Raw genomic sequence first — 12,381 nt, 5'->3', positions numbered from 1 at the left:
CTCGGGTGGTGCTCGGTCAGGTGCGCATCGCGCGGTAGCGGCGGATCAGGGCGTTGGTGGACGAGTCGTGCGTGAGCTCGGGTTCGGTGTCGCTCTCCAGCTCCGGCGCGATCCGGGTGGCCAGGACCTTGCCGAGCTCGACCCCCCACTGGTCGAAGGAGTCGATGCCCCAGATCGTCCCCTGGGTGAAGACGCTGTGTTCGTACAGCGCGACCAACGCTCCGAGCAGCTGGGGCGTGAGCTCCTTGGTCAGCAGGACGTTCGACGGCCGGTTCCCCTCCATCACCCGGTGGGGCACGACGTCGGCCGGCGTGCCCTCAGCGCGTACGTCCTCCTCGGTCCGGCCGAACGCCAGTGCCTGCGCCTGCGCGAATACGTTCGAGGTCAGCAGGTCATGGTGGTTCCGGAGCGGGTTGAGGCTCCGGCCGAAGCCGATCAGGTCGACCGGGATCAGTCGGGTGCCCTGATGCAGCAGCTGGTAGAAGCTGTGCTGGCCATTCGTGCCCGGCTCGCCCCAGTAGACCGGACCGGTGTCGTAGTCGACGGACCGGCCATCGAGCGTCACATGCTTGCCGTTGGACTCCATGGTGAGCTGCTGGAGGTAGGCCGGAAACCGCTTGAGGTACTGGTCATACGGCATCACGCCGATGCTCTGCACTCCGAAGAAGTTGACATACCAGCACGTGAGCAGCCCCATCAGCACCGGAAGGTTCTGCTCGAGCGGTGCCGTCCGGAAGTGCTCGTCCATCTCGTGGAAACCGGCCAGCATCTCCGCGAACTGCACTGGGCCGATCGCCACCATCGTGGACAGGCCGATCGCCGAGTCCATTGAGTAGCGACCGCCCACCCAGTCCCAGAAGCCGAACATGTTCTGCGTGTCGATTCCGAACGCCGCGACCTTCTCCGCGTTCGTCGACACCGCGACGAAGTGCTTCGCGATCGCGTCCTCGGAGCCGAGCTCGCGGACCACCCAGTCCCGGGCGCTGTGCGCGTTGGTCAGCGTCTCCAGCGTGCCGAACGTCTTCGAGGAGATGATGAACAGCGTCTCCTCCGCGGTCAGGTCGCGGGTCGCCTCGACGAAGTCCGTGGCGTCGACGTTGGACACGAACCGGAACGTCAACTCGCGGTTGCTGTAGTGGCGCAGCGCCTCGTACGCCATCACCGGGCCGAGGTCGGAGCCACCGATGCCGACGTTGACGATGTTCCTGATCGGCCTGCCGGTGTGGCCCGTCCACTCGCCGGAGCGGATCCGCCGGGCGAACTCGGCCATCCGGTCGAATACCTCGTGCACCTGCGCCACGACGTCCACCCCGTCGACGACGAGCGAGCTTTCCTTCGGCATCCGCAGCGCGACATGCAGCACCGACCGGTGCTCGGAGGTGTTGATCGGCTCTCCGGCGAACATCATGTCGCGCCGGCGTTCCAGCTCGGACTCCTCCGCCAGCTGCATCAACAGCCGCAGCGTCTCGTCGGTGACTCGATTCTTGGAAAAGTCGAGGTAGATGCCGGCGGCTTCGGCGGTCAGCCGCTCGCCCCGATCCGGATCCATCTCGAACAGCTCACGTAGGTGCCGGGGGCCGATCTCGGCATGGTGCTGCTCGAGCCCCTTCCAGGCGGGTCGTTCACGTAGTGGAGTGGTCGGCATCGGTCGCTCCTCCGGTGATGGTGTACGCCGGCCGGCGGGTGTCGCTAATCGACGTGTCGGCGTCGAGCTGTCAGTGCATCAGGTGAGCGCGGTGCGCTGGGTGGAAATCCGTTCCAGCAGGTCCTTCCAGGCTGCCACGAACGCCTTCGCACCCTCCCGCTGGAGTCGCTCGGCGAGCGCGTGTACGTCGACCCCGGCGTCGGCGAACCGGGCCAGCATCAGGTCGCCCTCGCCGCCGTCGGCGGGCATCGGCTCCCCGACCTCGCCGTGGTCGTGGAACGCCTCCAGCGTCGAGTCCGGCATGGTGTTGACAGTGAACGTCGCCGCGAGCCCGTGGACGTACAACGTGTCCGACGCGGCCGGGTCCTTCGTCCGGGTGCTCGCCCACAGCAGGCGCTGTGCCCGCGCGCCCGCATTCAGCAGCCGCTGCATCTCGTCGGAGTCGAGCAGCTGCCGGTACGCGCGGTAGGTGTCGAGGCCGACCGCCAGGCCGAGCTGGTCCTTCAACTGCGCGGACACCTGGTCGGCCACCGCCGCGTCCCACCGGGACATGAACACCGACGCGACCGAACCGACCGCCGGGTCAAGGTTGAGGTCGACTCGCCGCTGCACTCCGTCGAGGTACGCCTGCGCGGCCGCGCGATAGTGGTCGGCGGAGAACAGAAGGGTGACGTTCACGGGAATGCCGGCCGCGACCGTCTCGGTGATCGCCGGCAGGCCTTCGGCAGTACCGGGGATCTTGATCAGCAGGTTCGGGCGGGCCGCGCGCGCATGCAAACTCTGGGCGGCCACGATCGTCGCGTCGGTGTCGTACGCCAAGAGCGGTGACACCTCGAGCGACACCCAGCCGTCCACGGCGTCGGTGCGTTCGTGTATTGGAAGGAACAGGTCCGCGGCCCGCCGCAGGTCCTCGATCGCCAGGTCGAAGAAGACCTCCTCGTCGGAGCGGTCCGGTGCCGCGCACGCGCGGATCGCGTCGTCGTAGTAGCCGCTCTCGATCGCCTTGTCGAAGATCGACGGATTCGAGGTGAGTCCGGTGATCGAGTAGCTGTCGATGTAGTGCTGGATCTCGCCGTCGTCGAGCATCCGGCGGGTGATGTTGTCCAGCCACAGGCTCTGCCCGCGAGCGTGTAGCTGCTGGGTTGCGGTCACTGGGGGTCCTTTCCGGTGGGCGGCGGTGCGGTGGCTGGTCCCGCGGCGGGTGGCGGCGCGGTGGGTTGAGGGGTGCCGGCACGGCGCGGCTGCTCGGCGACGAGTGCCCGGGCAACCTCGGTCACCCGTTCCGGGGTGAAGCCGAACTTCGTCAGCAGCTGCTTCAATGGCGCCGAGGCACCGAACGTGTCCATGCCGATGACGGCGCCGGCCGGTCCGACGTACCGGTCCCAACCCAGCGTCGATGCCTGCTCGATCCCGACCCTGGCCGTGACCGCCGGTGGGAGAACCTCGTCGCGGTACTCCCGGGGCTGTCGGTCGAACAGCTCCCAGCACGGCATGCTCACGACCCGGGCGCCGATCCCGTCGGCGGCCAGCTCGTCCCGTGCGCTGAGGGCGAGCGCCACCTCCGAGCCGGTGGCCAGCAGCAGGACGTCCGGCGTACCACCTGACGGCGGGTCCGCGAGCACGTACGCCCCGCGCTCGACTCCCTCCGCCCCGTGCAGCACGGATCGGTCGAGGGTCGGCAGCGACTGCCGGGACAGGACCAGGGCGGCCGGCTCGTGGCGGAGCGCACCGACGACCCGCCAAGTCTCGACCACCTCGTTCGCGTCGGCCGGGCGGAACACGAACAGCCCCGGCATCGCCCGCAACGACGCGAGCTGCTCGACCGGCTGGTGGGTCGGCCCGTCCTCGCCGACCCCGATCGAGTCGTGCGTGAAGATGTGCACGACCGGCACCTCCATCAACGCCGACAGCCGGATCGCGCCCCGGGCGTAGTCGGAGAAGATCAGGAATCCCGACCAGTACGGCCGGAGCTTGGTCAACGCCATCCCGTTCGCGATGGCGGCGGACGCGTGTTCACGTACGCCGAAGTGGAGGTTCCGGCCACCGCGCTCGTCGGGCTGGAAGTCGCCAGCACCTTCGAAGCGCAGCAACGTCTTCGTCGACGGCGCCAGGTCGGCCGAACCGCCGAGCAGCCACGGCACCGCCTCGGCGAGCTGGTTGAGCACCTGGCTGGAGGAGTCCCGGGTGGCGAGCCCCTTCGGGTCGGCCGGGAAGTCCGGAAGTACCGCGTCCCACCCGGCCGGCAGCTCGCGGCGCTGCATCCGCTCAACCTCGTCGGCCAGGTCCGGGTAGGCATTGGCGTACTCCTTGAACGTCGCCTCCCAAGCGGCCCGAGTCGCCTGCCCACGGGCGCCGATCCCGCCCTCGAACCAGTCGCGTACGCCGTCCGGCACGTAGAAATCTTTGTCGTCGGGCAGCCCGAACATTCGCTTGGTCGCCTTCACCGCCTCGGCACCGAGTGGCGCACCGTGGGCCTTCGGTGAATCCTCGAGCGGCGAACCGTACCCGATGTGGCTGTGGACGACGATCAGAGTCGGCCGCGCGGTTTCGGCCTTGAACGACTGGATGGCCCGCCTGATCGCGTCCAGGTTGTTCGCATCAGCGACGGTCGTGACGTTCCAGCCGTACGCGAGGAAACGGGCAGCCACATCCTCGGTGAACGTGATGTCGGTGTGCCCCTCAATCGTCACCCGGTTGGAGTCGTAGATCCAGCACAGGTTCGACAGCTGCTGGTGCCCGGCGATGGAGGCCGCCTCGGACGAGATGCCTTCCATCATGCAGCCGTCCCCGGCCAGCGCGTAGACGTCGAAGTCGAACAGCGTGGCATCGTTGCGGTTGTACCGGGCGGCGAGCCACTGGCCGGAGATCGCCATCCCGACCGACATGGAGACGCCCTGGCCGAGCGGTCCCGTCGTCGCCTCCACCCCGCTCGTCAGGTGGTATTCAGGATGACCTGGACAATGCGAGCCGAGCTGACGGAACGTCCGGAGGTCTTCGAGGGTGACCGCCGGGCCGAGCACTTCGTAGTCGGGGTCGACCGCACGTACGCCGGTGAGGTACAGGAGCGACCAGAGCAGCGCCGACGCATGCCCCTCGGAGAGCACGAACCGGTCCCGGTTCGGCCAGATCGGATCAGTGGGATCGAATCTCAGGTACTGCTGCCACAGGGTGTAGGCGACCGGCGCGATACCCATCGGCGTACCAGGATGCCCCGACTTCGCCTTCTGCACCGCGTCCATACACAGGCCACGGATCGTGTTGATGGACAGCGAGTCGAAATCCGTCATACGGACAGGCTGTTCCGCTCGGCCCCACCTAACAGGGGCCCGCCGGCTCGCGTCGCCCGGGGCCAAAGACCCGACGACCCCTGTGGGTCCCCGGGCATGTCACCGCGCGTAGGGCACCGAATCTCCGGATACCGTGTCAGTGCGGTGCCACTGTCTGCGACATGGTCTCTTGCGACAACCCGGCTCCCGGTATAGCGAAACCCTGGCGTTCCGGCTTTGTGCGTCCAGGTGCCGCTGCGCGACCCCGGCCCGACGGGGCCGCTCTCGATCGTCACCTACGCCGCGACACCCTCAGCCGGGCCCTGCGGCCGCTGCTCGACCTGATCACCGAGAGCCGGTCCTCACCAAAGAAGAACGGCCGGCAAGCGGCCGCCGGGGGAATAGAACCGGTCCGTAGGGTGTCTGTATGTCTGCACGTCCAGGTGCGTTTCACCTGGTCCCAGCTTGGCGCCGTAAGGCCGGGAAGGGAGAGCTGTGCCCCAGCAGACCCAGTTCCACAAGAACCCGGAAGCCGTTTCGCGGCTCGATCCGGAGCAGTACCGCGTGACCCAGAAGGACGGCACCGAACGCCCGTTCGCCAACGCCTACTGGGACAACCATGAGCCCGGCATCTACGTCGACGTCGTGTCCGGCGAGCCGCTGTTCGCATCGGTCGACAAGTACGACAGCCGCTCCGGCTGGCCGAGCTTCACAAAGCCGATCGCCGAGACGAACGTTGTCGAGCGCGAAGACGTCGGCCACGGGATGATCCGGACGGAAGTCCGGTCGCTGCACGGGGACAGCCACCTCGGCCACGTCTTCGACGACGGTCCCCTCGACAAGGGTGGACTGCGCTACTGCATCAACTCCGCGTCGTTGCGGTTCATCCACCTCGACGACCTGGAGAACGCAGGGTACGCCGAATACCGCACCCTGTTCACGAGTGATGCCAACACTGACACGACGAAGAGTAAGGAGCCGACGTGACCACCGAGAAGGCGATCCTCGCCGGCGGCTGCTTCTGGGGGATGGAGGAGCTTTTCCGCCACCAGCCCGGCGTCGTGTCCACGCGCGTCGGCTACAGCGGCGGCGACGTCCCGAACGCCACCTACCGCAACCACGGCACCCACGCGGAGTCCATCGAAGTCGTCTACGACCCCGAGAAAACCGACTTCCGCGCGCTGCTCGAGTTCTTCTTCCAGGTGCACGACCCCTCGACGAAGAACCGGCAGGGCAACGACATCGGCACCAGCTACCGCTCGGCGATCTTCTACGCCAGCGACGAGCAGAAGCGGGTCGCCGAGGACACGATCGCCGACGTCGACGCCTCGGGCCTGTGGCCAGGCAAAATCGTCACCGAGGTCACCTCGGCCGGCGACTTCTGGGAGGCCGAGCCCGAGCACCAGGACTACCTGCAGAAGTACCCCCACGGCTACACCTGCCACTTCCCCCGCCCCGGATGGAAGCTCCCGAAGCGGGCGACAGCCTGACACCTCCGGCGCGTATCCGGGAAAAGCGTGGGCGAGGAGAGCCCCATGCGTGACTTCCCCAGGCGATGATCCGGGATCGGCCACCTCGAGCCCGTCCCGCGGCGGCTCCGGGCGATGGCCGGAGGCGGTGGAATGCCCCACGCCATGCCCTCCATAATCTTCCAGCCCTCAAGTGCGCGGCCCGCAGCGCTGCATCTGGCGTGGACCCGCCGCGCGACGCTCTTTCCCTGGTAGGCCAGACGGCGTGGGCTTCACGGGACGGCGCGGCACGATGAAGGCGGCGGCTTCGGCAGTGTCGCGGGCGTGTCCGGCAGGACGTGGGCGTAGGTGTCGCCGGTGACCGCTCTCGTGGAGTGGCCGAGCAGTTCCTGAACGAGTGTTCAAGTCCGCTCCGGCAGCCTGCGCCTGGATACAGTAAAGGGTGAAGAGGAGTCTGGTTTCGCGTCAGCCACCCCGTAGCGAGGGCTGGGCCGCCAACCGGGCTCAACTCACGGTCCGATTTTCGCTGACCTAGCGACCGGGATCACGACAACTTCGAGTTTCATATCCATCGGAAGCGCTTTCCCTTTCTCATCACCGGGGGCGGGCCGTCTCATTCGGTTGGAAAGCGCTGGCGGCAAGGCTCGTCAAGGTGAGCAGCTGCGCCGTCGAGGCCACCGCCAGTGCGGCGTCCTATCCAGTCACGCGCGCCGCAGGCCGGCTGCGGTCGTCGGGAAGGTGGCCCGGTCGATCATGGCGCCGTTCGGGGCGGCGACGATGGTGTAGCTGTGGGTCGCAGCATGGGTGTCGACCCCGACCACGTTCCGGTAGGAGTCAGCCACGGAGGTTCGGCCCAGGGTGAGAAGTCACCACGAGGCAGGCCTGTAACGAGCCACGCCGCGGGACGGCAATCCCGCGGCGGACATGCTTCTGATTAAGCCCGGATGCACCCCGCAACCGTGGTGCATCCGGGTTAGAACACCGACGAGATCCAGGACAGCGTAGGGGCGTAGCGCGCCAGCGAGGTGACCGAACCAGTGGCCGGCGTAGTTGGCCGGGCCGGAGTAAGACCCGGAGGCAGACTTCCTTCTTACGGCCGCTGGCAGTCGGGTACGTCGTCGAGCAAGTCCTCCGGCACCGCCCATCCGGCGGCCTGCAACGCCGTCGCGTAGCGGATGCGGGCGACCCTCTCCCTGATCTGGCTGAGCCTGACGGTCCCCTGCACGTCTACGTTCTGCGGACGTTCGAGCAGCGCGGCGACGGCTTTGCGGACATCAGACTCCGCGTGTTCTCTGGCCACCAGAGCCGCGTGAAGCTCACTCATCTCGAGGCAGTGGTCACTCGGGCGGCCGCACATCATTCGGGTGAGTGTCAATCCGCAGGCGTTGCAGATCAGCGCACGTCGCCTCCCAGGCGTTGCGTTGCGCGATGCCCGCATCAAAGCCCGCCAAGCCAGCAACCAGCATCCCCACCACCCGTCGAGCCGTTTCGACCAGCATCTGCTGCGCATCCGGCTGCAGCGTCGACCCGGACGTCGAAGCTGGCCAATCCTCCACTTCTTACCCCTGTTCCGAGTTGTGCCTGCGACCGTACCGCTGACGGTCCTGTCCCATCCCCACGGGCGCCCCTTTATCGGACCTTCTGTGCCGTGCAGTTCGCGGCCCAGCACCAGGGATCGAGCTGGAGTGGGGCCACGGGAAACGTGCCGGCCCTGGGAGTGCGGACCAAAGACCCATAGCAAGCCCGCCCAACGTCCTTGCCGGAGTCACTGCACGAGAACGCCGTGTGGCGATGACCAGTGATGTAATACGTTAACGGCCGTTTCGTCGAGCTGCAGCAACTCCCACCAGCTTGTCTAGGCATGAATGAAACTTCATGCTGGCGTGCCCGCGCTCGCCGATGCCATGGGTAGAGGCCCGCGACGCGGCCCGCCGCGGGGTTCCGCCTGGGCAACAGCGCGTCAGGCAGGAGGCAGGACACCAAGAAGCGACGGAGCGGCGTCGCCCCGGCGCATCGAGACGGTGGTGGGCTTGCTTCAGCCCGGTGGTGTGGTGTCTGGGGTCGACCCGGATCAGTTGGGTCGGGTCCCGGCAGCGTCTTGGATCTCCGCGGCGTGCGGCAGTCTGGATGAGCGGGCACAGTGCGCGCCGCAGAAGAAGTGGCCGTCGACCTCGACGCCGTGGCCGACAATCCGGCACCCGCAGTACTCACAGATCGGCGCGAGCAGGTGGATGGCACACTCGAACGAGTCGAAGACGTACCCCTTCCCGACAGCGGTGTGCACCTCGAACGGCACCGCGTAGTCGTTCCCGCACACCTCACACGTCGCCATCAACGGCTCCTACCTCATCTGCCCGAAACCTTCGACTCTCCCGCACCGCGTTCGGCCCGCGAAGGCCGGACCCGTCCGGAGGTGCCCCCATCAACAGCGCGGCCACACCGATGCAGGGACACGAGGGGATCAGCCAGGGCCGTGTCGCAGTCAGATCCCTCGGACAGGCGATGAGGCGGCGCCTCGGGCCGCCGGCGTGCTGAATCCGGACGGAGTACGCGCTCAACTTTCCCGGCCGGGCGGCCATGTGCTGTTGCAGTACTACAACTCTGCGGCGGGGTCGGTGCGGCTTCGGGTGCGGGGCGCCTGCCGCAGGGTTGCGTCGTACCTGCCGACCTTGGGGGGCGTTTCGAGGTGGTGGCCGCACCGAGTTGCTGGTGGTGGTCTGGCGGCTCGCGGACCACGACTGCCGGGGTTGGGATCTGTTCGACCTGTCCGACCGGCACCGGGAACGCGGCTGGCTGGTGCTGGCGTACCGCTACCCGAAGGGCACCATCGTGATGCGAATCGTCGTCCGGAATGGCGTCTCGCTCGATCTGGCGTCGTTGCTCCTCGACGACATCCGGGAGGCGGTGGGTTACTCGACCGGCTCGAGGTGCCGCTGCCGCGCGCGGATCGCGACACCGTGAGCTTCCTGACCGCGGAACGGCGGCGACCCGGACGGACCACTCGGGACGGACCAGCATACGGACCACCCGGACCGGGTGGTTTCGCTGTGGCGTTCCGCGGGGTTTCTCTCAGGCAGACAGGTAGCGGTCTCGGCCGGGCGGCCTGGCAGCGCCTACGACGAGGAGGTGTGGTCGGTGTTCGGTCCGCTGTCGAGATTGCTCCCGTCCTTACCGTCGTTGCCCTCCTTCCCGTCGCTGCCGCCGCTGCCCGCTCTGCCGGCACGCCGTAATCGGGACAGCCGCCGCTGGTGGGTGCGGCGCGGTCGCGCGCACATCGAAGTGCGCGGCCTGCACCGGATCGACGCCGAGGCTCTCGTCTCGGACCTCGAAACGGCGCTCCGGAAGGTGGCGGGAGTCGACTGGGCCGCCGTCAACGCGGTCCTCGGCCGGGTAGTGGTCGACCTCGCCGGCGGTGACGTACCGATAGAAGCCCTAGTCGCGACCATCGACGCCGTCGAGGACCGGCACCAGATGTCGGACGAGAGGTTCCTGGAGCGGCCCGAGCACCCCGGCGACGTCGAACCCCTGCAGCGTCAGCTGATCATGCTCGGCGCCGACCTGGCCGGTCTCAGCGTGAGCGTGGCAGGCAAGATCGCCCGGTCGGCGCGGCTGCCGCTCGAGATAGCGGCGCTCGTTCCGCTTGTCGAGCACACGCCTCGCCTGCGTAGCCAGGTCGAGTCACTGCTCGGCTGGACCTCTGCCGAAATGAGCCTCGCGCTCGTCAACGCGCTCGCGCAGGGACTTGCGCAGGGCCCGATCGGCCTGATCATCGACGCCGCGCACCGGATGGCACTGGTGGGTGAGGTCCAGGCTCGCCGCCGGGTCTGGAAGGAGCGCGAGGCCGAGCTCTGCTCGGGTCGGCAGCGCTGCGCGCCGATCCATCTGCCACCGCGCCCGGCGTCGTTGCCGCGCGGACCGGTGGAACGGTACGGCGACCATGCAGGCCTGGTCGGTCTGGCTGCCGGCGGTACGGCATTCGCCGCGACCGGCGACCTACGCCAGACGGCCGCATTCCTGGCCGCCAGCGCGCCCAAAGCGGCGCGGTTGACCCGCGAATGCTTCGCGGCCGAACTCACCCGCGTCCTCGGTGAGCGCAGGGTTCTCGTCGTCGACGGCGACGCGCTGCGCAGGCTCGACCGGATCGACACCGTGGTGATCGACGCTCGAGTCCTCCACACCGCCCAGTTCGTCGCGGGGCCGCTCGTCGCCCTGGACGGCGCGACCGAAACCGAAGGCCGGCTACGTCAAAGGGTCGGCGTCCTACTCGAACCGGAAGCACCACGGGTGCTACGGCGCAGTCGGGTCTGGGCACTCGGCCCGCTCGCCGCGGTCGCACCGGGCGTCCCGGCGGCGGCACAGACGGCCGCCCGGCGGGTACGCCGACCCGGTTCGGTCGTGCTCGGGCTCACCCGGCACGGCACCCTGCAGGCGATCCTCGCCGCCGAGCCAGGGATGTCGCCGCTCGCGGGGGCCCTCCTCTCGGCCGCGCGGGCGGCAGGTGAGCTCCTCATCGCGGGCAACGTCGCCGGAGTGGTCAGGCGACTCTCCTCCGGGCGGATGATCTCGTCCGGAACCCGTCTGTCGGCGGAGATCCGGGAGCTCCAGGCCGAGGGACGGGTCGTGGCGCTGGTCTCGGCCGGACCGGGAGCCGCGCTGGCCGCCGCGGACTGCGGCATCGGCATCCTGGCGGCTGACCGGACACCTCCGTGGGGTGCGCATGTCCTCTGCGGCCCCGGCCTGGCCGAGGCCTGTTTCCTGCTCGACTCCATCGCCACCGCCGCGACGGTATCCCGGCGCGGTGTCCAGCTCGCCGCTTACGGATCCGTGACCGGTGCGCTGCTGGCGCTGGGCGGCCCGCGGGCGAGTGCGACCGAACGGGCCGTGCTCGGTGTCAACGGCGCGGCCGGCGTCGGCCTGGTATCAGGCATCTGGTCCGCCCGCGCACTGGCCCGGCGACCGGCTCCGGTGGTGTCGGACACCGCAGGCTTCTGACGGGGACCCCATAGGGCGCGGACGTTGGTACGGCCGAGGCTCTTGAGGGATTGGGGAACACGTCCACTGACGCTGAGGGCGAGCAGCTCCTCCAAATCGGCCCCACAGTATGAGCCTGGAGAGGCGTAGGGCGAGGTCAGAGCGGGTCGTGCTGTTGGTCTGTAGAACCGTCGGCTCCGCCTATTCGCACGCGATCGTTGCGCGTGCGTCCCAGAGGCGGCCAGGACACATCGCACGTCGGTTTCGACGGTCAGTGCACGTCTGAACAACATCAGCAAGGTTGTAACTCTGTCGATATGGCTGCGCGAGCCGATGTCCGTGCTCGCCACCAGATTCGAGGACCTACCCGGACGGGTCGATTCAGACGCCGGCCTACGACTCGAACCAGGCCGGCTGGTACACCGAAGGTCGGCGCCCGGAGGGGCCCAGCGATGATCGCGGACGCCCGTCGACTTGAAGTCCGGGCCAGACGTGTTCTGCTGGCTCCGCGAGTTCCGCGCCGGCGACGCCATCACCGTCACCGACCGGGCCGGCGCCAAGTACCGGTTCACGGTTGTGCGGCTGGAACGGGTCGAACAAGGACGAGCTGCCGTACGACAAGATTCGGAAGGCGACCAACACGTGGGAGCTGCGGCTCGTCACCTGTGCCGGCACTATGACCGGGCGCCGCACCGCCGCATGGTGGTGGTTGTATCTTGATGTCCGTCAGTGGTGGGGCACTCCCGCCTCGGTGACCGGCTCGCTGGTGCGGGACCATTGCGCGATGGGGCGGTTGTGGCCGGGGTTCGCGAATCCGATGACCCTGAAGCGGCCATCCACACGCGTCTCCGCCTTGCCGCCGAGGAGATCCAGCGGCGACGAGAGGAGATCGGCTTCTCCTACTTCGTCTTCGGCGCCGACTTCGCCGAGGCGCTCGCGCCGGTCGTGGCTGAGCTGGCCGGACACTAGGCCTGTTGGGCGAGCCAACAGATAGCTGGACGGGCAGCAGCACGTCGGCACCGGGCCGCAG

13 protein-coding genes are annotated in these 12,381 nt (G+C 68.3%); 6 read left to right on the top strand and 7 right to left on the bottom strand.

Annotated features, from left to right (window positions below; translation table 11 throughout):
- Positions 1-16: 16 nt before the first annotated feature.
- The 3 genes from pgi to tkt form a co-directional block, all read right to left on the bottom strand.
- Positions 17-1,645 (bottom strand): glucose-6-phosphate isomerase, encoded by a 1,629-nt coding sequence (gene pgi, locus ABN034_RS31885; RefSeq protein ID WP_349694681.1) that lies wholly within the window; start codon positions 1,643-1,645, stop codon positions 17-19.
- Between the two features lie 78 nt (positions 1,646-1,723).
- Positions 1,724-2,797, bottom strand: a complete 1,074-nt coding sequence (gene tal / locus ABN034_RS31880; RefSeq protein WP_349694680.1) for a transaldolase — start codon at positions 2,795-2,797, stop codon at positions 1,724-1,726.
- Positions 2,794-4,932, bottom strand: a complete 2,139-nt coding sequence (tkt, locus tag ABN034_RS31875) for a transketolase (RefSeq protein ID WP_349694679.1) — start codon at positions 4,930-4,932, stop codon at positions 2,794-2,796. Before tkt ends, tal begins: the two co-directional genes overlap by 4 nt.
- A gap of 474 nt (positions 4,933-5,406) precedes the next feature.
- Between tkt and msrB the strand changes: the two genes are divergently transcribed.
- Positions 5,407-5,898: a peptide-methionine (R)-S-oxide reductase MsrB gene (msrB, locus tag ABN034_RS31870; RefSeq protein WP_349694678.1), complete on the top strand. Its 492-nt coding sequence runs from the start codon at positions 5,407-5,409 to the stop codon at positions 5,896-5,898.
- Positions 5,895-6,401, top strand: a complete 507-nt coding sequence (gene msrA, locus ABN034_RS31865) for a peptide-methionine (S)-S-oxide reductase MsrA (RefSeq protein WP_349694677.1) — start codon at positions 5,895-5,897, stop codon at positions 6,399-6,401. Before msrB ends, msrA begins: the two co-directional genes overlap by 4 nt.
- Positions 6,402-7,081: 680 nt before the next feature.
- On the opposite strand, the gene ABN034_RS31860 is transcribed toward msrA, so the two are convergent.
- The 4 genes from ABN034_RS31860 to ABN034_RS31845 form a co-directional block, all read right to left on the bottom strand.
- Positions 7,082-7,222, bottom strand: coding sequence for a hypothetical protein (locus tag ABN034_RS31860; RefSeq protein ID WP_349694676.1), 141 nt, complete (start codon positions 7,220-7,222; stop codon positions 7,082-7,084).
- 248 nt (positions 7,223-7,470) lie between these two features.
- Positions 7,471-7,704: a hypothetical protein gene (locus ABN034_RS31855; RefSeq protein ID WP_349694675.1), complete on the bottom strand. Its 234-nt coding sequence runs from the start codon at positions 7,702-7,704 to the stop codon at positions 7,471-7,473.
- A 13-nt stretch (positions 7,705-7,717) separates the two neighbouring features.
- Positions 7,718-7,936 carry a hypothetical protein gene (locus tag ABN034_RS31850; RefSeq protein WP_349327343.1) on the bottom strand — a complete coding sequence of 73 codons (219 nt, stop codon included), beginning with the start codon at positions 7,934-7,936 and terminating at the stop codon, positions 7,718-7,720.
- A 515-nt stretch (positions 7,937-8,451) separates the two neighbouring features.
- Entirely contained in the window at positions 8,452-8,712 is a 261-nt protein-coding gene (locus ABN034_RS31845; RefSeq protein ID WP_349694674.1) for a metallothionein, read from the bottom strand.
- A gap of 371 nt (positions 8,713-9,083) precedes the next feature.
- Between ABN034_RS31845 and ABN034_RS31840 the strand changes: the two genes are divergently transcribed.
- The 4 genes from ABN034_RS31840 to ABN034_RS31825 all read left to right on the top strand — a co-directional run bounded on the left by ABN034_RS31840 (position 9,084) and on the right by ABN034_RS31825 (position 12,320).
- On the top strand, positions 9,084-9,341 hold the full coding sequence (locus ABN034_RS31840; protein WP_349694673.1) for a hypothetical protein: 258 nt from the start codon (positions 9,084-9,086) through the stop codon (positions 9,339-9,341).
- Positions 9,342-9,515: 174 nt separating this feature from the next.
- Complete coding sequence (locus ABN034_RS31835; protein WP_349694672.1) at positions 9,516-11,372, top strand: hypothetical protein; 1,857 nt, start codon at positions 9,516-9,518, stop codon at positions 11,370-11,372.
- 453 nt (positions 11,373-11,825) lie between these two features.
- On the top strand, positions 11,826-12,071 hold the full coding sequence (locus ABN034_RS31830; RefSeq protein ID WP_349694671.1) for a sortase family protein: 246 nt from the start codon (positions 11,826-11,828) through the stop codon (positions 12,069-12,071).
- A 12-nt stretch (positions 12,072-12,083) separates the two neighbouring features.
- Complete coding sequence (locus tag ABN034_RS31825; protein ID WP_349694670.1) at positions 12,084-12,320, top strand: hypothetical protein; 237 nt, start codon at positions 12,084-12,086, stop codon at positions 12,318-12,320.
- Positions 12,321-12,381: the final 61 nt, after the last annotated feature.

Source organism: Actinopolymorpha sp. B11F2 (assembly GCF_040195635.1).
Taxonomy (GTDB): Bacteria; Actinomycetota; Actinomycetes; order Propionibacteriales; family Actinopolymorphaceae; genus Thermasporomyces.
The sequence above is the reverse complement of the archived record's forward strand: the minus strand, read 5'-3'. Positions and strand labels throughout refer to the sequence as shown.